Raw genomic sequence first — 19640 nt, 5'->3', positions numbered from 1 at the left:
GCCTTGCAGGCCGTCGCTTATCTTTCTATCCACCCGGGTTCGAAGAATGGTTCACAACGAACGAAGCCCCTCGAAGCACGCGCCGATCGGGTGGTACCCGGGTTCGACCGTTGGCCCGTCCTCTGTCGGGTATGGGTCGTTCTCGCGAGTGAGTTTGATGTAGAAGTTCCCATCCGGCGCAGTCAGGTTCGTCTGGGCGTACTCCCACAGCCGGTCGTACCAGTTCAGATACCGTGCTTTCCCGGTCCGTTCGGACAGTGCGGCGGCCGCCCCAATGCCTTCGGCGACCGGCCAGCCGTACTTGTCTTCGACGATGGGCTCGCCGTCAGGATCGAAATTGTAGTAGAAGCCACCGTATTCGTCATCCCAGCCGTCCTCGATCGCAATATCGAACAGTGCTTGGGCCCGATCGATCGCCCAATCGACATCGGCATACCGATCAAGTATTGCCAGCAGTTTCGCCCACTCGATGTGATGGCCGGGCTGGTAGCCCCACGGCCGGAAGAGATCGTCCGGTTTCTCGCGGTTGTAGTCCATGTCGTGGTCCCACTCGTCGGTGTAGTGTTCCCAGAGGTAGCCGTCGTGGTCGGCCGCAAGTTCGACTGTCAACGCGTGGCCGATCTCCCGGGCACGGTCGAGATACCGTTGCTCACCGGTCGCCTCGTGGGCGGCAAGCATCGCTTCGCAGGTGTGCATGTTGGCGTTCTGTCCACGATAGTCTGACGCCGTCTCAAAGTCGCCATCGTACTCGCTCTTACAGAGGGTATGTTCCGGCTCCCAAAAGCGATCGAGCAGGAGGTCATAGGTGGCTTCCAGATCGGATTCGGCACCGTCGACCCCGGCCTCGACGGCACGGGCATAGGCCAGCAAGACAAACGCGTGGCCGTAGCAGACGCGCCTGCGATCCAGCGTCTCCGTTCCTTCGAGGAGCCAGTCGTACCCGCCAGTGTCAGGATCGTAGTGGTCCTTCCTGAGAAACCTCACGCCGTGGTCGGCGGCGTCAAGCCAGTGGTCGGCACCGTCGTAGCGGGCGCCAAGACAGAAGTTCACGACGTATCGGGCAGTTGCGACAAGGTGTTTCGAGTTATCGTCGTAGATCGCGCCAGTCTCCTCGTCGAGTTGGGCGATGTAGCCGCCTCGGTCGTCGATGCCGTCGGGATGGTAAAACTCGAGGATCTCGCGGAGTCGGTCCGCCAGCCAGTCGGGATCTCGGTAATCCGGGGCCATCGTCTACGATTCCATCGGCGCGGGCAAGAACGCTTGGGTGAACGGCCGCTGCGTGCGTTCCGTCGGTGAGTGTCTCCACCCAAACAGGAGCCGGATGCGGGCGTTTATCAGCGCTGGGATCCCATTCACAGACATGAACGTCGTACCGGACACGAGCGTTATTATCGACGGTCGGGTGTCCGATCGCGTGGCCGAGGGGGAGTTCGCCGACGCCACCATATCGGTCCCCGAAGCCGTCGTTGGCGAACTTGAATCCCAGGCCAACGAAGGTCGACAGACCGGCTGGGACGGACTCGAAGAGTTACAGCGACTGGCAGACCTGGCCGACGAAGGATCAGTCAGCGTCGAGTACATCGGTCGCCGGCCCAAGCGCACCGAGAAACACGCGGCTGAGGAAGGTGACGTCGATGCACTCATTCGCGATCTCGCCGATGAACGTGGTTCGACCTTAGTTACTAGCGACGTCGTCCAGAGCGAGGTCGCTCGCGCGAAGGGGCTCGACGTCGTCTTCATCGAACCAGTCGGCCGGGATGTCGAAAACCTGGAAATCGAGTCGTTCTTCGACGAGACGACGATGAGCGTCCACCTCAAAGTCGGCGCGAAACCGATGGCCAAGCGCGGGGAGATCGGCGACATGCACTACGAGGCGATCCGCGAGGAGATTTCGTCCGAAGCCCAACTCAAGGAGTACGCCCACGACATCGAAGAGAGCGCCCGCGCAAGCCCTGACGGGTTTATCGAGATCGACGAGCCAGGCATGACGATCGTCCAGTTCCGGGAGTACCGCATTGCGATCGCTCGACCGCCCTTTGCGGATGGCCTGGAGATCACGGCCGTCCGCCCGATCGTCCAGACCGATCTGGACGATTACGAGTACGCCGACGAGTTGCGCGATCGACTTCTCGAACGCCAGCGCGGCGTCCTGATCTCAGGTGCGCCCGGGGCCGGGAAGTCCACGTTCGCCCAGGCCGTCGGGGGCTTTCTCGCTGACTCGGACTTCTCGGTGAAGACGATGGAGAAGCCCCGAGACCTCCAGGTCGGCCCGGAGATCACCCAGTACACGGAACTGGCAGGATCGATGGAACGCACCGCAGACTCCCTGTTGATGGTCCGGCCCGATTACACCATCTACGACGAGGTGCGCAAGACCGACGACTTCGAGGTGTTCGCGGATATGCGCCTGGCCGGCGTGGGCATGATCGGCGTCGTCCACGCGACGCGAGCGATCGACGCCCTCCAGCGCCTCGTCGGACGGGTCGAACTGGGCATGATCCCCCAGGTCGTCGACACCGTCGTCTACATCGAGGCCGGCCAGATCGAGACCGTCTACGACGTCAACACGGAGGTCAAGGTCCCCGAAGGGCTCATGGAGGAAGACCTCGCCCGGCCGGTGATCGTCATCGAGGACTTCGAGACGGGGGTCCCGGAGTACGAAATCTACACCTTCAACCGACAGGTCGTCACCGTGCCACTCGGCGACGACGAGGGCAGCGAGAGCGGCGTCGACCGGATCGCGCGCCAGGAGGTCGAACGCGAGATCCGAAAGATCGCCGAAGGCCACGTCGAAGTCGAGGTCCGCGGGCGCGACCGAGCGGTCGTCTGGGTCGAACAGCGCGACATCTCCCAGGTCATCGGCAAAGGCGGCGGGCGGATCACAGACGTCGAGAACCGCCTGGGCATCGACATCGACGTCCGGACGCTTGACGAACGGGAAGGGGGCCAATCGGATTCGTCTGGTGGCTCTCCGGACAGTACAGGCGGGCAAGCCGGCCGGACAGTCACGCCCGAAATCACGTCTCGACACGTGGTCGTTCCCGCCGAAGGGCTGGCCGGCGAGACGGTCGAAGTACGGGCTGACAGCGAGTACCTCTTTACGGCGACGGTCAGTCGCGGCGGCGAAGTGCAGGTTTCCCGCGGGAGCGCTATCGCCGAAGAACTGGAACGCGCAATCGATCACGGTCGACAGATTACGGTCGTCCCGTCCTGAAGACGGCGACGGCCGCCAGACGACGAACGCACTCAGTCCGTGGTGATCACTTCTTCATCGTGTTCGTCCCCAATGGCCTCCTGGACGCGATCGTGAAATTCCTTGAGGACGGCGGACTCGTCTTCGGCGAGCACCACGTCGCTTGCCATTAGCGTCGCCAGGCCGAACGCTCTCGGGGTCGGCGAGTCGACGCGATGATGAACGACATCGATCCCGTCGTCACTGACCGCACCGAGAACGGCTTCGATTGCATCGACGTTGAGTTTGTCTTCGAGAATCTCCCGATAGGTCTCTTCGATCACCGCGAACCCATCGAGATCCTGGGCGAACCCGAGCAACATCTCGCTGTTGACCTGCTGTTCGCTGGCCGATTTCTCGTAGCCCTTGTAGCGTTTGAGGATCATCAACGAGCGCGTCGCATTGATCCGGAAATATCGATCGAGCAAGTCTGTCCCATCGAGGCTTTCACGCAAGTCCGCACGCACGTCCGCTGGGTCGATCGATTCGAGAATTCCAGTGACGTCGACCTTTCTGTTGAGCGGCATCGAGAGCGTGAATCCGTGGTCGGCGACGGCAACTTTCACGTTCGCCGTCGCCTCTTGAGCCACGTGATAGGCCAGCAATCGAGAGAGTCCATCGTTGAACCGCCGCCCGTAGTTCGAGTGGACGTAGTAGCGACGTTCGTACGCCTCACGGTCACGTTCCTCCTCGATAACGAGGCGCTCGTCCGTACTGACGCTCTCTGGGCCGGCGTAGCGGACCTGCTGGTCGAACATCTGGACGATCGCCCGGACGCTGTGCTCGTCAACCGGAAACTCCCGGAGCCAGACGCGGGCCCCAGACTGGCCACCACGGTCGAGGCGATCGAGTAACTCGCGCTGGAAGGACAGGATCTCCCGGCCCAGATCGTAACTCAGCGGCAGGCGTTCGGAGTACCACGAGGGAACGGTCGGCCGAGCGCTCGTCGGATCGACGTAGACCTTCGAGCCCCGCCGGTAGCGATACTCGAACCGTTCGCCACCCAGGACGAACACGTCGCCGGCCTCCAGCGTGTCCAGGTACGACTCGTCGAGTTGGCCGACCCAGTCACTGTCAGCGCGGGTAAGCACGTCACAGGTGAACGAATCCGGGATCGTGCCGATGTTCGTCATGTAGATGACCCGCGCCAGGCGGCCCCGCTTGCCGATCAGCGGCTCACCGACCGGGAACTCGTCGTAGTGGTACTCACCATCGGGCGGGTCGTTCTTGTCTCGCCAAATTTTTGCGTAGACGTTTTCGTCTTCCATTCCCGGGTAATCTGCGGTGAGATATCGGACCAACTGTTCCCACTCGTCGTCGCCGTAGTTCCGGTACGGGTAGGCCCGCCGAAGGATGCCCGTCACGTCGGTCTCGGGTCGAACCTCGTTGATCGCCATGCCATAGACCTGCTGGGCGACGACGTCATGGGCATTCTCCGGGACGAACACGCGATCGACGAATCCCTCTTGGGCCTTCTTGAGCATGACGGCACACTCGAGGAGTTCGTCCCGATCGAGGGCAATGACCCGGCCTTCGACGGTCTGGCCGAGTTGATGCCCGGCCCGACCGACGCGCTGGAGGAGTGCGGCAACGGACTTGGGTGAGCCGACCTGGACCACCAGGTCGATGTGGGGCATGTCGATCCCGAGTTCGAGACTGGTTGAAGTCGTCACGACGTCGAGGTCGCCGGATTTCAGATCGGACTCGATGGCCTCACGCTTGTCTTTCGAGAGACTACCGTGGTGACAGCCCGCGTTGTCCTCGCCGTAGGCGTCGAATCGCTCTCTGAGGTTGTGTAAGACGCGCTCGGCTCCCGAACGCGTGTTGGTGAACACCAGGGTATTGGTATGCTCCTGGATCAACTCGTGCAACTGGTCGTAAAATCGGTCGTTGACAGTCGATTGGGGGGTGTGGATCAGGTCGTCCGTCGGCGTCGTGAGTTCGATGTCGAACTCGCGGGCGAAACGGGCGTCGACGAGTTCGTACTCCCGTGGCTCGCCGCCGGGTGCTTCCCGTCCCACGAGGAACTCCGCCATGGTGTCAAGGGGCTCGACCGTCGCCGAACAGCCGATCCGCGTCGGCGAGGATTCGGCCATGGCTTCGAGCCGTTCGAGCGAGACTGATAAGTGCGTGCCGCGTTTGTTCGCCGCGAGGCTGTGAATCTCGTCGACGATGACGTACTCGACGGTCTGTAGTTTCTGCTTGAATTTCGGCGAGTTAAGGAGAATAGCGAGCGTTTCCGGGGTCGTGTTGAGGATGTGTGGCGTCACGTCGAGCATCGCCTGCCGATCGCTATCGGAGGTGTCCCCGTGTCGGATCGCGTGGCGAATCTCGACATCCTCGCCGCGCTCGTCGAGTTTCGCGGTGATTTCGTTGAGTGGAACCGAAAGATTGCGGTGGATGTCGTTGGCGAGGCTCTTCAGCGGGGAGAGATACAGGCAGTACACTGCATTGTCGAGCCCTTCAGTGCGGTCGCGCTGAAACAGTTCGTTGACGATGGCTGCGAAGCTGGCCTGGGTCTTGCCCGAGCCCGTCGGCGCGGCGATCAGCGCGTTCTCACCCTCGTGAATGAGTGGAATCGCTTCTTTCTGTGGTGGGGTAAAATAGCCGCCGTTGTCCGGGACGAATTCGCCGAACGTCTCGACCCACCACTCCTGGACGGCGGGCTCGAACAGTTCCAGCACGGCACTGTCGTCGATTGAGACCGTCTCGGGATCAAATCCGAGCGGCTCCTCGACGGCTGCCAGCAGGTCTCGGCCACCCATGGAGTCGATCGAGACAAGGGACCGGATCGCCTTGTGTACTCGGGTTGGCTGGGATTAAATCACGAGGGTCACATATGCGAGCCCGAATCCGAGCCAGGCGATCGTAATCGTCGACAACGCAGTGAGGACAATCGAGACGGCAGCGTCGCTGATCAGCGGGCGTCGCCAGCCGATGGCTCCGACCACGCCGATGGGGAGGATCGTTGCGACGAACGGCACGGCGTTGTCGACACTGGGCTGGTGTAAGATGAGTGCCATCGGGGCGTAGGCAATGCCGAGTGCAGCGGCGGGATGAACGTGTCGACGCCAATCGACGTCAGCGAGCCACAGCCCAGCAAGGAGCCCGAACCAGATGACGGCCAGTTCCGTGACGAACGCGAGGAGGAGGTTGAGGGTTGGGTCGGCAAATGGTTCGACGCGACTCTCGAGCAGGCCAACGTCCCATGGAGCGAAAAATCCTGGCGGTTCTCCCGTCAACAGATCCGTGAATGGGTGGATTATGAGACCAACCGCCGCCGCGCCGAAGATGGACTGCCCCGCAAGTCCAGTTCGGACGGCGAGGGTTACGACGAGTAGCCCTGCGAGTGCAAAAATCGTCATCACCGCACCACTTACCATTCCACCTGTCAGTACACCGAGTGCGACGACACCGGCAAGGACACACAGTCCAAGCCAGCGGCGAACGGTCCAAAGCGCGAAGCCGGCACTCGCTCCCACTGCGACGACCAGCGAGTGGGTCGTCGTTCGGTGGCGTTCGCTGGTCGCCGCCCAGAAGTGATCGAACGCGGTGGCTCCATCCGGCAGAGTCACGACCTGAAAGGCAGCGTGGATGACATCGACGTCCGGCAGCGAGGCGAACAGGCCAGCAGCGAGGCCGACCGCGATAGTAGACGAAACGGTCACGCCACCAGGGAGCCGAAGTGGCCGCTCGCCGGACCCAAAACGACCAGCGAGCAGCGCGACGACCCCAAAGGCGAGGAACGCGTGACCGACGAACACGGCTGTTCTTGGCGATCAGCGCTTAAAACCGTCACTCCTCGTTGCTGACAACCTCGCTTTCGCCGCCCAGCCCCTCGACGATCTGCGTGACGAAGTCGTTGAGGTACACCGTCCCCCATGCTGCCACGATGATGGCACCGATGGTATTGAAGATCAGATCCTTCATCGTGTCCTCGAGCCCGTACTGCGTCAGGACCGGGGAGCCCCCAATCGCAGTCGCCGCGGCACTGGTCGTGAATTCGATGATCTCCCAGACGACACCGAATGCCAGCACGAACATGAGAATGAACACGAACACGAATCGGTCGGGCAGGTGGACGTCCCGCCAGTGTTCGTCGAGTGCTCGAATCGTAGCGTAGCCGACGCCGGCGACGATCGACGCCGACAGTGCGTGTGTCACGTGGTCGAATCCGGGAATCGTGCTATAAAACCCTTCACCGCCCGGAATACCGACGGTTCCCAGTGAATGGAGGAACACAGCGCTCGTGATCCACAGCGTCAACCGTGGATCCATCGAGACGCTGTAGTCCCGTTCGAGCACCGGAGGGAGTTGCAACACGACCAGTCCGATCGCGGCGTTGATCGAGATGCCGACCGAGCGGCGTTCCAGCCCGATAAACAGCAATCCGACCAGCACAACCTCCATGACCCAGGTGAGTTGTCGCTGGCGACGCTCGTCGAGGTGGAGCCGGGCCAGGACGCTCACGCGAGATCACCACCCGTCCGATCACTCGCATAGCGACGAACGTACAGTTCGAAGACGAGGCCGGCGAGGAGGCCGGCGACCGCCGAGGCGATGAACTCCCACATGAGGTGTTCTTCGACGACGTCTTCACTGAGGGTTGGATCCAGTAGTAGCGTCGTCCCGAGATAGATGTCCGACACCCACCGTGAGACGGCCCACAGCCCGGCGAAGGCAAGCGTGGAAACGACGATGAACAGGAGCGCGAACTGGTAGTTCATCTCGACGGTCGTAAACAGCTGCAACTCGACGGCGACGAGCAGCGCGAGTGCCGCCACCGAGAGATACGTCGTCACCTCTCTGAAGGCGACGTTGACCCCAAACGTGTAGCCAAGTAACGGCAACGCTGCGAGGACAAACACCTCCCAGGGAATCATCGCTTTCGGATCGCGGTGGGCCAGCGGCGGGAGAATTGCCAGTCCGCCCACGATCCCTGCGAACCCGGCCCACAACACATTTCCCAGAACCAGATTTGCGACGGTTGTCAGTCCGATAATGGCTGTCAAGCCCCATCCGAGTGCTGCATTGAGCCGCGACGTGCGCAAAAGCGACGCCAGGTCCGAGGCAGCCGTGTCCATGGGGTGTCTTCGAACTCCTGGTGGGAAAACTATTCGCGTCTGCTGTTCAGGAACGCTGCCCGCTCCCGACTGATACTGTCTGTCCCCGATGGGTCAGTTGGTTCGACCTACTCACGGAGATCGTTCAATCGTCTCGCCAGATCGAGGTCGGCGTCAGTGATCCCGCCGGCGTCGTGGGTCGTCAGCCGGACCTCGACCTCACGCCAGCTGATCGTCATTTCGGGATGGTGAAAGGCCTCCTGGGCGAGGCCACCCGCGGCCGCTGCAAATCCGATACCGTCGAGGTACGCGTCGAACTCGTAGCTGCGAACGATTTCGTCCCCATCCCGCTCCCAGCCACTGGGCAGTCGGTTCTCGATCTCTTGCTCGCTCAACAAGTCTGGCATGTGGGAACACACAGCAGCTCGCCAAAAGAACGTTCGGACGGCGGCAATCGAGCGTCTCCAAACTTCTTCGGTGGTCGTCGCTCAATCGTCGGCGTCGACTAGCGCTGAGAGACGGTCCGGCATGTCATCGTCGGCCATTCCAACAGCGGGTGGATGGTCTCCATCGCCGAAGTTCGGATCGAACAGCCGCAGGGCCGTATCGATCGTCGTCCAGTCGTCGTCTTCGGCGGCGTCCCTGAGCGATTCGGTGGGGGCGGCGAGCAATTGATTGACCAGCGAGTCGGCCATCGACTCGACAACCTCCTGCTGGTCGTCGTCCAGATCCAGTTTCCCGAACGCTTCCGTTAGTTCGCGGGCCTTGACGCGCTCGGCACTCTCGTACATGCTCGAGATCACGTCGTCGGCTCGGTTGCGTTTGAACTGGGTGAGCAAGTTCCGGAACTCAGTGTCGACAATTTCCTCGACGGCGTCGGCGGCCGCGTCCCGACTGGCTCGCGTCGCTGCGGTGACCGTCTCCAGATCGTCGAGATCGAAGACCGAAACGTCCGGGTAATCGGCAGCGCCGAGTGGCACGTCTCGCGGCTGGCCGATGTCGACGACGACAGTGTCACCGGCCGACCCAAAAGTCGTCTCCTCGAAGATAGGGTGCGGACTGGCCGTCGCCGAGACGACGAGATCCGCCGTCTCCGTCGCCGAGGGAAGTGCCTCCAGCCCGACGGCCGAAGCCGACACGTCGACTGTCGAAGCGACGTGTTCGGCGTGGGGAACCGTGCGGTTTGCGACACGCAACTGGTTTACTCCTGCCCGATCCGCGAGTGCCTCGGCTGCAAGCGTCGCGATCTCGCCAGCACCCACGACCAGCGCGGTCGCCGACGAGAGATCGCACTCACGATCGGCAAGTTCGACGGCGGCACTGCCCAACGAGACCACGCCGTCGTTGATCGCGGTCTCGGTCCTGGCGCGTTCGCCCACGTGAATCGCCTTCGTCACGGCGTCGTCCAGGACCGGGCCGAGCCCGCCGACGTGGCGTGCATCCTCGTAGGCGTCTCGAACCTGCCCGAGAATCTGATCTTCACCCGGGACGAGCGATTCGAGTCCCGCCGCAACGGCCAACAGGTGTCGGAGACTCTCCTCGTGGTCCATCGCCACGACGGTGTCCGCCGGGAGAGCGTCGGTCGAGGACGCGAGTACGTCCCGGCCCCGCTGTGGATCCTCGGTCACGACGTATCGCTCTGCGCGATTGCAGGTTTGCAAGACGAGTGCCTCAGCGACGCCGTCACGTGCCAGAAGCTCTTCGACGGCCTCGCGCTGGCTGTCTGCCGAGGCCGCATCGATAGCTTCGACACTGGCGTGCTGATGGGCGACGCTCACGCCCGAAACGATGCCTGGCTCCCGCGTCACGATGTATCACCGATCACGTCCGAGATCACGTCTGCTGCTACTTCTTGACCGTTAGAACCGCTGCTATCTAAAGCCTTCCAAACCCGGTCCCCCTTGACGACATCGCGGATGGCTTGCCGGCGAGTTTCCGGATCCACGCCTGCCTCACGCAACTGCTCACGCAACGCTCCGGTGATTCGGGCCAACTCTTCGGCCTGCTGCACGTAGACCTCATTTTCGAGGCGTTCCCGGAGTATCCGACTCACCGCTGGACTCTGCCCACCTGTCGCGATCGCCAGGACGACCGAATCCTGCCGGACCGTCGCCGGCACGACGACGCTGCCGGCGTCTCGCGGCCCGCTCTGGTCGGCTCGATTGACCAGCACACCGCGATCACGGGCCACCGTCTCGATCGCCTCGTTGAGCGGTTCGTCGTCGGTCGCGGCGACAACCAGCGCCGGAGCGACGCGATCGAACCACATCTCCACGGCGGACTGATCGGGGGCGGCACGGATTCGATCGGCCGCGCCGAACTCGGCGTCCGTGTAGGTTGGACTGACGACGAAAGTCTCGGCCTCCCGGGCGAACCGACGGGCCTTTCGGGCCCCGACACGCCCGCCGCCGAAGATCAACACGCGTTCGCCATCGAAGTCATGGAAGAGTGGGATCATATGTTCGTTGTCTGCGCCTGTGAGGACACTCCGTCCAACCGGTGTCTCCGTCGAAGGTACCTCGTATCGTGTCGACTTGTTCCGATCTCACACCTATCGGGACTGGTTTCACTCTGTTCAGGGGGAATCCACGTCGACGATTTCATGACCCGCTTCACGCAGGGATTCGAGAATCGCGTCCGTCTCGGCGCTGTCCTTGTAGTAGAAGACCACATCGAAGGTCCCCTCTCGGAGGAGTTGCTGGCACTCCCAGACGAACTCGTCACCCTCGATCGTCAATCCCTGATGCTGATTGAGGCCAAATTCGGGGTCGTCAGTCCCGGAGTACACGTACGTATCTGCGTCCGTGGCAGCGTGTTCGGCGATCACGTCACCGACTTCGATTGAAAGCCGGTTCAGCTCAGATTCCTGATCGTTCGTCAGTTCGGTGTGGACGATCAACCCACGAAGGTCGATCTCGCCGGGTTGCAGTAGCTTTTGGGTCTGTTCGTAGAGATCATCGCCGGTCGCGTCCATACAGGGATATCCGGATCAGGCGTAATACGACTCACGGTCCGAGCGCGTACGAGTGCAGCCGCTACGGACCGTGAGAGCGGTAGAAGACGGGTTGAACCCGCCGTACCGTGTTTATAGCCGCGTCAGGTTCGTCGCGCGCGGGCCTTTCTCAGCTTCTTCGATCTCGAACTCGACGTCTTGCCCCTCTTCGAGGTCAGGGCCGCCGATGTCTTCCATGTGGAAGAACACGTCATCGTCGGCTGCGTCGGTCTCGATGAAGCCGTAACCACCCGTATCGTTGAAGAAGTCCACGGTGCCTTCCGCCATGCTTAGAGCCTCGTGAGATTCTTCGCGCGGGGGCCTTTCTCGGCCTGCTCGATGTCGAACTCAACCTCTTGGCCTTCTTCGAGGTCAGGACCGCCGACGTCCTCCATGTGGAAGAACACGTCTTCGTCTGCGTCCTCAGTCTCGATGAAACCGTAACCGCCAGTGTCGTTGAAGAAATCAACCGTACCGTTCGCCATTGCAACTACCACGATGTGGTCGACATATTAAAACCCTGCGGGTCACTCCCCGACGAAGCGAACAGAAGACTCATTCATCCCGCGCGTGACGGGCCTATTAAATGGTGTCCGTGGTGCGTCGGTGGGTGTCGAGGCTCTACGAGCAGTTGCTCGAACGGGAAGTGTCGGGCGCACCGAATCACGTCGCCGTGATTCAGGACGGGAATCGTCGGTACGCACGCGAGCGAGGCGAAGAAACCAGTAACGGCCATCACGCAGGCGCACAGACGACTGAAGCCCTGCTGGAATGGTGTGACGACCTCGGCGTCGAAGAACTCACGCTGTACGCGTTTTCGACTGAGAATTTCAATCGACCGGCCGACCAGCGAGCCGTCCTCTTCGATCTCATCGAAGACAAACTCTACGAGTTTGCCGACCACGACCGCGTCCACGATGCGGAGGTCAGGATCAAGGCGATCGGGGAACTGGATCGACTGCCTGAACGGGTTCGCGAGGCAGTCGCCTACGCCGATCAGCAAACGCGTGGCTACGATCAGTTTCATCTCAATATCGCGTTGGCGTATGGCGGCCGGGCTGAATTGCTCGGGGCAGCGCAATCGATCGCCGCAAACGTCGAAACCGGCCGTCTCGATCCGGACGATATCGACGCTGATACGATCGAAAATCGACTGTACGACGGACCGACCAGAGATGTCGACCTCATCGTGCGAACTGGCGGTGACGAGCGCACGTCGAACTTCCTCCCATGGCACGCGAACGGCAACGAGGCAGCAGTGTACTTCTGTGCGCCGTACTGGCCGGAGTTCCGAAAGATAGACTTCCTACGGGCGATCCGAACCTACGAGCACCGCGCGGAGTCCTGGCGACGAACACGCGCACGACGGGCCCTCGCGCTGCTCCAGGCTGTCGGCAGTGCGGAATTAAGCGACGCAAAGGGTATTGTTCGTCGCTTCCGGGACACGCTTCCCACCCGTGAATTGGAAGACGTCGACCTGTCCAGTGACACCGATCCGGACCCGCGAGCGGATTGAGCGCGGAGTGATTTTCGCCGGGTCGATCGTTCAGGCGCGGGCGGCGTCCAGTTGGGTGTGGGTTTCTTCGAGCAACGAGATGATCTCGAGGTTCTGTGGACAGGCCGGCTCACATTCCCCACAGGCGACGCACGCATCCGCGCGCGCTTGCTCGTCCATGTCGTCATACTCACCCAGGACGGCTTCCGGATCGTCGCCCATTTCCAGGCGATTGTACAGGTCGAAGTTACGCGGGATCTCGACACCGGTCGGACACGGCGTGCAGTAATCACAGCCTGTGCAGTCGACACCCATTAGCTCCTCGAAACGCTCACGAGCACGCTCGACAGTCCGTTGGTCGTCATCAGAGAACTGCTCGACGCCGGACTGTGCTGCGAGGGCGGCGTTCTCACGCACCTGATCGAGAGCGGACATTCCGCTGAGTACGGTCGACACTTCGGGCTGGTCCCAGAGCCACTGGAGCGCCCATTCGACGGGTGACCGATCAGACGACGCTTGCTCGAACGCCTCGCGAACAGGCTCGGGAAGATCAGTCGCAAGTGTCCCGCCGCGGAGGGGTTCCATGACGATGACACCCAATCCACGCTCGGCAGCATACTCGAGGCCTGCCCGTCCAGCCTGGAATTCCTGATCGAGGTAGTTATACTGGATCTGACAGAAGTCCCAGTCGTAGGCGTCGACGATCTCCTCGAAAAGATCGGGATCGTCGTGAAACGAAAACCCAACGTGGCCAATTTTCCCCTCGGCTTGCTTCTGTTGCAGCCACTCGAACGTATCGAGGCCCTGGTACGTATCCCAGAAATCGCGATTGAGTGCGTGCAGGAGGTAACAATCGACGTGATCGGTGTCCAGGCGGTCAAGTTGCCGCTGGAAGTACTCTTCGAGGTCGTCGTTCGTCTCGAGTTTCCAGGACGGCATCTTCGTCGCAAGGGATACCTCTTCACGATACCCGTCGGTAAGTGCCTCGCCGACGACACGTTCGCTTTCGCCACCATGGTATGGCCACGCGGTGTCGACGTAATTCACGCCTTCGTCGATCGCCGTCCGGATCATTTCGATCGCGCGCTGACGATCGATCGTATCGTCGTCACCCTCGGTTGGCAATCGCATTGCGCCAAAGCCCAACGCGGACGGTTCGAAGTCGATGACCGTCCCGAAGTCTCTGTATTCCATCCCACTTTGCACTGACGGGAGTTCCGTATTTATTGTTCGGTTGCGTATTTCTTCATAGACGAGTCAACCAGACTATATTGCCTATTTTTGGGACGGAATCCCGCCGCTGTGCATCAATCTGTGCAGCCAGGAAGAGGGACACTTGATGCCGCTACAGTCAGATGTCGCGGCCGGTGTTTTGTCGGACCCTATCGTACATGTCGTCAGGGGGGTCGACGTCAGTGGTGACGTCGGTACCGTCGAAATCGGAAACCCGGAGCAGTACTGGCCCGTCGGCACCGATTTGCCAGTAAAACGTGTACCGTTTGGTCTGGGTTTTCATCGCGACGTCTGCAGTTTCCTCAGTCGTGATTTCCTGGGCAGTAAACGACGTGCGTGTATCGGGAGACGCGTCACATTGGCAACTCATAATCCTATGATACACTATACAACTCCAACCTTATAAGTACCGAGATTCGAACAGTATTTTCATATTGTACCATGGTACCACGGTAACACGTGTGACGGAGGTTTCAGGTGAGTATTCCCCACATTTCAAAAGTTGGCTGGGAAATTGAAGGACCACTGTCTGAATAACATAATATTTCAATCATAATGGGAAGACAGTTATAGACAATATTCAAACTATTTTTCTAATGAAAAGTATCCGTGTTTGGGCAAGTCCAGCGTTGTCTGTGACGTGTCTCTACAGACACGAAACCTACGCTGGGCTCGACAACTGGACGGGTCGAATCGACAGTCATTTTAATCCCCCTCCGGAACAATGAAACGCGGGATAATCGCAGGAAGCGCGTGGGTAGCCAAGCCAGGCCAACGGCGCAGCGTTGAGGGCGCTGTCCTGTAGAGGTCCGCCGGTTCAAATCCGGTCCCACGCATTTTTGTCACGAGGAAACCGCGATTGACAAAATCGAATGCGGATTTGAACTAGAGGGGACGCGCGCAGCGTCGCGAGCACGTCTCCGCGTGGTTCAAATCCGATCCCACGCACTTTTCTAATCGAGCAACGCGAGATTTGATAGTTGTATGGCCGGTTTGAACGTCGTCACGAGCGTAGCGAAGTGACGGAAGTTCAAATCCGGTCCCACGCATCTTCTGAGTGAACGGACGTGAACGAAGAGATGTGTCACGACCGATTTGAACCCTAGAAGTCGCAGTGCGCGCAGCCGAGCGAAGCGAAGCGAGCACAAGCGTCTTCATCCGGTTCAAATCCGGTCCCCGAATTGTATCACGAGCTAATCCACGAGTGACACACTAATCCAGAAGGGTTCAGTGGCCTCCGGCAGAGCCCAGAGCTTCAAGGCATTCGCGGGTGAAGCGGGTCGTATGCGATTTGGTATTATTAGTACGGCTGGGATCGCACAGAAAGCGCTCATCCCCGCGGTCAAGCGGAGTGAACACGAGGTCACGGCGATCGCGTCTCGGGGCGGCGATCAAGCCACGGCGGTTGCTGAAGAGTTAGCGATTCCCAATGCGTACGGGAGTTACGAGGCACTGTTGGACAAAGCCCCGATCGATGCGGTGTACAACCCGCTCCCGAACAGCCTCCACGCGGAGTGGACAAAACGGGCTGCCGACGCTGGACTGGATATCCTGTGTGAGAAGCCGGTCGGGGTCGACGCCGACGAAGCCGCGGAGATGTTCGAATACTGTGATCAACAGGACGTGACGCTGATGGAGGCGTTCATGTATCGATTCCATCCGCGAACTGAGCGTGCTGCCGAGGTCGTCCGCGACGAGCTCGGTGAACTCAGAGCCGGAACAGCGTCGTTCACGTTCTCGCTTCGCGGTCGACCTGACGATATTCGACTAGACCCTGATCTCGCGGGTGGCTCACTCATGGACGTCGGTTGTTATGCCGTCAGTGCAATGCGATTATTCTTCGGTGAACCGGAGCGTGTCTACGCGAACCAGGCCGATACGCGAGCCAGCGGTGTGGACACACAGTTGACCGGCATCCTGGAATTTGAATCCGGTGTCACGGCACGTATCCATTCCGGGTTCGACACACAACTCACCGAGTCCTATCGCGTTGACGCCGTCGACGGGTGGCTCCGTGCAACTGACGTCTTCGGGGCCGAACCGGATCAACGCGTCTCGATCGAGTACGAGAGTGACGGCCGGCGAGTCACTGAAGCGTTCGAGCCAGTTGATCCCTACCAGCGCGAGGTCGAACACTTTGCTGAGGCGATCGAACGCGGCGAAACACCACGTATCGACGCTGAGGAATCGGTCCGGAACATGCGGGTTATCGACGCACTGGCTGAAAGTGCCGACAGTGGCAAGCCCGTGTCAATACAAAAATAAATAACGGTGGTGAATCGACACAATCGAAGCGCCGTGGTGTGGTCGCCCACACGTTGCAGAATGTGATGATTTATACTAACCTTTTTACGCGATAGGCACGTAATTACAAAATCGATGTCGCCTTCGCAACCGTCAGCGGGCAACTGTGGGCCGCCGCGACGGAAGTCAGTGTTGTTCTGTGCGAATTGTGGCCACGATAGCCACGTCGACGGAGACTGGATTCTCCACGAACGGAGTGGGTCTCAATCGGTCTGGTACCAGTGTCCGGAGTGCGGTCGCGCCGTGTCGGTCCGGCCTTCACAGTCACTTGAAGAGTCGCGTCTCCCCTCGCCTATCTCGGCGCGCGTGACGCGAGGAACCTATGGTACGCCACCCGAAGGCACGCCCGAGGATAGACTCTGGCAAGACTTCTGGGAGACGTACCGCGACGTGACCACTGCCTGGCTGCGGCCCTGGAGCCCCTCGTCTGTCCGTGCCGAGTAGCCTCACGAGAGTCCACGGGCCGATTCGACCAGCGTGAGCGGTTGAACGCCACCCACACCGGGACGCTGTCCCAATTGGCCAATCACTGTCTGCTGTCGGTTTGGAAGTCATTCGAACCGGCTAGCGGCTGCGAGAAACGGTTTCGTCCACGAGATTGCTCGCGCAAACGGAATCCCGGGCGTCTTCGTGAATGGAGTGACCAAGGGCTGGGAAAAGCTTGCTCTTCCGGCGGATTCGAACGCGGTCACTCCACTTACATTACTCGCGGCTACATCGCTCGAGTAGCTCGTTTCGTTTTCTGGGTCAAATTTCGCCGGACAGTGAGTAAATGCGGTCTGCATACGGCGGCCCCAAGCCACCGTTTACTTCGACCGAGAGGAGCGATATCGACGACTTTGTGGTCCTGATTTCCAACTTCTGTGGATCGTACAAAGCGCGACCCTGACGAAGAAGGTGGCAGCATAGTCCCGGGCGGATTCGAACCGCCGTCAAGGGCTCTCTTCCGAAACCTGGCGTATCAGATCTCGTCCAAAGGCCCTTATGATTGGCCACTACACCACGGGACTGCACTAGGGACGTATCGATCAGTGTTTAATAGCGTTATCCTTGCGCATCATCATCGGCTAGCTTCGGAACGTGAAGTAACTCGTCCTCCCTTCTTTTGATGCCACTGACAACAGCGCGCAACCAAATCGTCGGTTGAATCTCTTCGGACGTGAGTACCACGATCCGGATCAACAATCCTTTCCTGACTTGTCTCGAACGTGGTATCGATGGAAGAGCGAACCCGTGCCTATTTGCGGGGTCGGTTCGGCGATCACTACCGGCGCGTCGATCTCTCCCTGCCCCCCGACGCCCACGAACGTGAGTGGGGCTACATCCCTTGGACAGAGGGGCCGAGCGAGACGATGGTTCGTCACAAGTCGTTGCTCGGTCTGGGCGATCTCGAGTCGTTTCTTGCACGGGAGCGACCACGCCACATCTACTTCTCTGCGGGCCGCTACGCCGACCCGAGTGCATCCTCGATGGGCAAAAAAGACTGGCGCGGGTCGGACGTCGTCTTCGACTTGGACGCAGATCACCTCCCCGCCGTCGATCCTGACGAGGACACCTATGCGGAGATGCTCGCCACGTGTAAAGACGCCCTCCTGCGGTTGCTCGACTTCCTCGAAACCGACTTTGGGTTTTCTGAGCTGACGATCGTGTTCTCGGGCGGACGGGGCTATCACGTCCACGTCCGGGACGAAGGAATCCAGCACCTGGATCGGGAAGGGCGACGCGAGATTGTCGATTACGTCCGGGGAATCGGGCTCGACCTCGACGGTCTTGTAACGACGGAGATGCGGGGCAACGTTACGGCTCGACGGCTCCGAACGGACGGTGGCTGGGGCAAGCGCGTCCACGAAGCGCTCCTTGCGTTCGTCTCCGAGATCGAATCACTCCCGGAAGCGGACGGAAAAGAGCGCTTACAGGCACTCGATGGGATCGGCGAGGGTCGGGCAAAGACGGTCTATGGCGCGATCGATGCAAACCGTGACGCGATCGAGAACGGTAATCTCGAAGCTGGGGGCCCGGGCATCCGCAAACTCGTCGATGCACTCACCCACAAGGTCATCGAAGACCAGAACGCGCCGATCGACGAGCCGGTCACGACGGACACGAACCGACTGATCCGCCTCCCCGGAAGCCTTCACGGCGGAAGTGGGCTGGCGGTCCGTACCCTCGAACGAGGCGAGATTAGTGGATTCAACCCGCTTGTCGACGCTGTCCCGGAGACATTCCGAGGCCACGAGATTACTGTCGAAGTGACAGATCCAGAGAGGGTAGAACTCGACGGCGATACCTTTACACTCTCGGAGGGAGTCAGTACCGTCCCGGAGTATCTGGGAGTGTTCCTCATGTCGAGAGGGCGCGCACAGAAGGGACCTGAGTAACGTGGGAAAGACATGGACTTAGACGAGATCCAATCAGTACAGAGCCGTGAGCGCCAAACCGACAGCCTCCAACAGCTACGCGATTCGTTCTACGAGGAGGCTGGCGAGTTCGTGCGCGCGCTTCGCGAAGAGCGCGAGCGAGTGGCCGCCAACGCGGACGACCCCTTCGATGCGCCAGAAGTCAACCGGTTGAGCGACGACATCGCCACCGCCGAGCAGACGCTGGAAGCCATCTACGAACGGCGAGTCGGAAAGCTCGTCAAGATGGCCTCGATGGCGGCCGCGGACATGCCCACTGAAGATGGCGGGCTGACAGCCGAAGAGCAAGACCTCTTTGAGACGCTTGTCGAAGCGATCAAGAACAATCGAATGCGTGTATTCGATGTGCTCGAGGGAGAAACGGCTGACATCGGGCTCGACGCGACGGCCGGGATCGAAGCCTCGTCAGCCCCTGCCGGTGGCGAGCACCCGAATCAGGAATCCGACCCCTCACAGGCAACGACTGCAGACGCCACCAGTCAGCAGGAAACACAGGCCGATGTCTCTGCCGCTGCTCTCATGGGGAGCTCCGAATCCGTTGAGCAGGACGAGCCTGACGAAATCAGTGACGCCCCTTCCGACACGCCGCCGGCCGCGAAAGCCACGCCCGGTGGGTCCACAGTTGACGAGGCGACACGAGGCGACGGCGGCACAACTGGGCACGACGAGACGAGTGTCGGTGCTGACCCAGGAGCTGTACCTGCAGACAGGATGGCCGACAGTATCGACCGAGCCACGGTCAAAATTACTGACGATGTCGGCGAAATTCTGGGAGTCGACGATCGGTCTTACGATCTCGCAACCGACGACATCGTGGCACTCCCCGAAACCAACGCGATGCCACTGCTCGAACAGGGTGTCGCCAAACGGCTGGAATAGCCGAATTGTTGTATATTCGAGCTTA

At 60.5% G+C, this 19640-nt stretch carries 18 protein-coding genes and 2 tRNA genes; 6 read left to right on the top strand and 14 right to left on the bottom strand.

Annotated elements, in window-relative coordinates:
- Positions 1-51: 51 nt before the first annotated feature.
- Positions 52-1227, bottom strand: coding sequence for an AGE family epimerase/isomerase (locus tag HZR20_RS08950; protein ID WP_181686241.1), 1176 nt, complete (start codon positions 1225-1227; stop codon positions 52-54).
- A 133-nt stretch (positions 1228-1360) separates the two neighbouring features.
- On the opposite strand from HZR20_RS08950, the gene HZR20_RS08945 reads away from it, so the two are divergent.
- On the top strand, positions 1361-3214 hold the full coding sequence (locus HZR20_RS08945; protein WP_181686240.1) for a PINc/VapC family ATPase: 1854 nt from the start codon (positions 1361-1363) through the stop codon (positions 3212-3214).
- 32 nt (positions 3215-3246) lie between these two features.
- Here the strand turns inward: HZR20_RS08945 and HZR20_RS08940 are convergent, their stop codons facing one another.
- From HZR20_RS08940 to HZR20_RS08895, 10 genes are all read right to left on the bottom strand, one after another.
- On the bottom strand, positions 3247-5997 hold the full coding sequence (locus HZR20_RS08940; protein WP_181686239.1) for an ATP-dependent helicase: 2751 nt from the start codon (positions 5995-5997) through the stop codon (positions 3247-3249).
- Between the two features lie 54 nt (positions 5998-6051).
- Positions 6052-6996, bottom strand: coding sequence for a metal-dependent hydrolase (locus tag HZR20_RS08935; RefSeq protein ID WP_181686238.1), 945 nt, complete (start codon positions 6994-6996; stop codon positions 6052-6054).
- A gap of 31 nt (positions 6997-7027) precedes the next feature.
- The gene (locus tag HZR20_RS08930) at positions 7028-7702 is read right to left on the bottom strand and encodes a hypothetical protein (protein ID WP_309484918.1); all 675 of its coding nucleotides are present in this window, start codon (positions 7700-7702) and stop codon (positions 7028-7030) included.
- A complete protein-coding gene (locus tag HZR20_RS08925) occupies positions 7699-8316 on the bottom strand; it encodes a hypothetical protein (protein WP_181686237.1) in 618 nt (205 codons plus the stop codon). Before HZR20_RS08925 ends, HZR20_RS08930 begins: the two co-directional genes overlap by 4 nt.
- Before the next feature lie 107 nt (positions 8317-8423).
- A complete protein-coding gene (locus tag HZR20_RS08920; protein WP_181686236.1) occupies positions 8424-8702 on the bottom strand; it encodes a 4a-hydroxytetrahydrobiopterin dehydratase in 279 nt (92 codons plus the stop codon).
- Positions 8703-8783: 81 nt separating this feature from the next.
- Positions 8784-10103 (bottom strand): glutamyl-tRNA reductase, encoded by a 1320-nt coding sequence (gene hemA, locus HZR20_RS08915; protein ID WP_181686235.1) that lies wholly within the window; start codon positions 10101-10103, stop codon positions 8784-8786.
- Positions 10100-10753: a precorrin-2 dehydrogenase/sirohydrochlorin ferrochelatase family protein gene (locus tag HZR20_RS08910; RefSeq protein ID WP_181686234.1), complete on the bottom strand. Its 654-nt coding sequence runs from the start codon at positions 10751-10753 to the stop codon at positions 10100-10102. The genes hemA and HZR20_RS08910 overlap by 4 nt, the downstream gene beginning before the upstream one ends.
- A gap of 117 nt (positions 10754-10870) precedes the next feature.
- Positions 10871-11269: a DUF5778 family protein gene (locus HZR20_RS08905; RefSeq protein ID WP_181686233.1), complete on the bottom strand. Its 399-nt coding sequence runs from the start codon at positions 11267-11269 to the stop codon at positions 10871-10873.
- 111 nt (positions 11270-11380) lie between these two features.
- The gene (locus HZR20_RS08900) at positions 11381-11575 is read right to left on the bottom strand and encodes a cold-shock protein (RefSeq protein WP_181686232.1); all 195 of its coding nucleotides are present in this window, start codon (positions 11573-11575) and stop codon (positions 11381-11383) included.
- Positions 11576-11577: 2 nt separating this feature from the next.
- Positions 11578-11772 (bottom strand): cold-shock protein, encoded by a 195-nt coding sequence (locus tag HZR20_RS08895; RefSeq protein WP_181686231.1) that lies wholly within the window; start codon positions 11770-11772, stop codon positions 11578-11580.
- Between the two features lie 101 nt (positions 11773-11873).
- Between HZR20_RS08895 and uppS the strand changes: the two genes are divergently transcribed.
- A complete protein-coding gene (uppS, locus tag HZR20_RS08890; RefSeq protein WP_181686230.1) occupies positions 11874-12803 on the top strand; it encodes a polyprenyl diphosphate synthase in 930 nt (309 codons plus the stop codon).
- A 30-nt stretch (positions 12804-12833) separates the two neighbouring features.
- Here uppS and HZR20_RS08885 read toward each other — a convergent pair whose 3' ends face one another.
- Together HZR20_RS08885 and HZR20_RS08880 are read right to left on the bottom strand one after the other, a co-directional pair.
- Complete coding sequence (locus HZR20_RS08885) at positions 12834-13976, bottom strand: aldo/keto reductase (protein WP_181686229.1); 1143 nt, start codon at positions 13974-13976, stop codon at positions 12834-12836.
- A gap of 157 nt (positions 13977-14133) precedes the next feature.
- Positions 14134-14385 carry a hypothetical protein gene (locus tag HZR20_RS08880; RefSeq protein WP_181686228.1) on the bottom strand — a complete coding sequence of 84 codons (252 nt, stop codon included), beginning with the start codon at positions 14383-14385 and terminating at the stop codon, positions 14134-14136.
- A 381-nt stretch (positions 14386-14766) separates the two neighbouring features.
- Between HZR20_RS08880 and HZR20_RS08875 the strand changes: the two genes are divergently transcribed.
- Positions 14767-14851, top strand: a tRNA-Leu gene (locus HZR20_RS08875).
- Positions 14852-15299: 448 nt separating this feature from the next.
- Positions 15300-16280, top strand: coding sequence for a Gfo/Idh/MocA family protein (locus tag HZR20_RS08870; RefSeq protein ID WP_181686227.1), 981 nt, complete (start codon positions 15300-15302; stop codon positions 16278-16280).
- Positions 16281-17225: 945 nt separating this feature from the next.
- Here the strand turns inward: HZR20_RS08870 and HZR20_RS08865 are convergent.
- Positions 17226-17329, bottom strand: a tRNA-Gln gene (locus HZR20_RS08865).
- A gap of 207 nt (positions 17330-17536) precedes the next feature.
- Between HZR20_RS08865 and priS the strand changes: the two genes are divergently transcribed.
- Entirely contained in the window at positions 17537-18697 is a 1161-nt protein-coding gene (priS, locus tag HZR20_RS08860; protein ID WP_181686226.1) for a DNA primase small subunit PriS, read from the top strand.
- A 12-nt stretch (positions 18698-18709) separates the two neighbouring features.
- The gene (locus HZR20_RS08855) at positions 18710-19615 is read left to right on the top strand and encodes a hypothetical protein (protein ID WP_181686225.1); all 906 of its coding nucleotides are present in this window, start codon (positions 18710-18712) and stop codon (positions 19613-19615) included.
- Positions 19616-19640: the final 25 nt, after the last annotated feature.

The organism is Halorhabdus salina (assembly GCF_013839425.1).
GTDB lineage: Archaea > Halobacteriota > Halobacteria > Halobacteriales > Haloarculaceae > Halorhabdus > Halorhabdus salina.
This window is presented reverse-complemented; position numbering and strand designations above follow the sequence as displayed.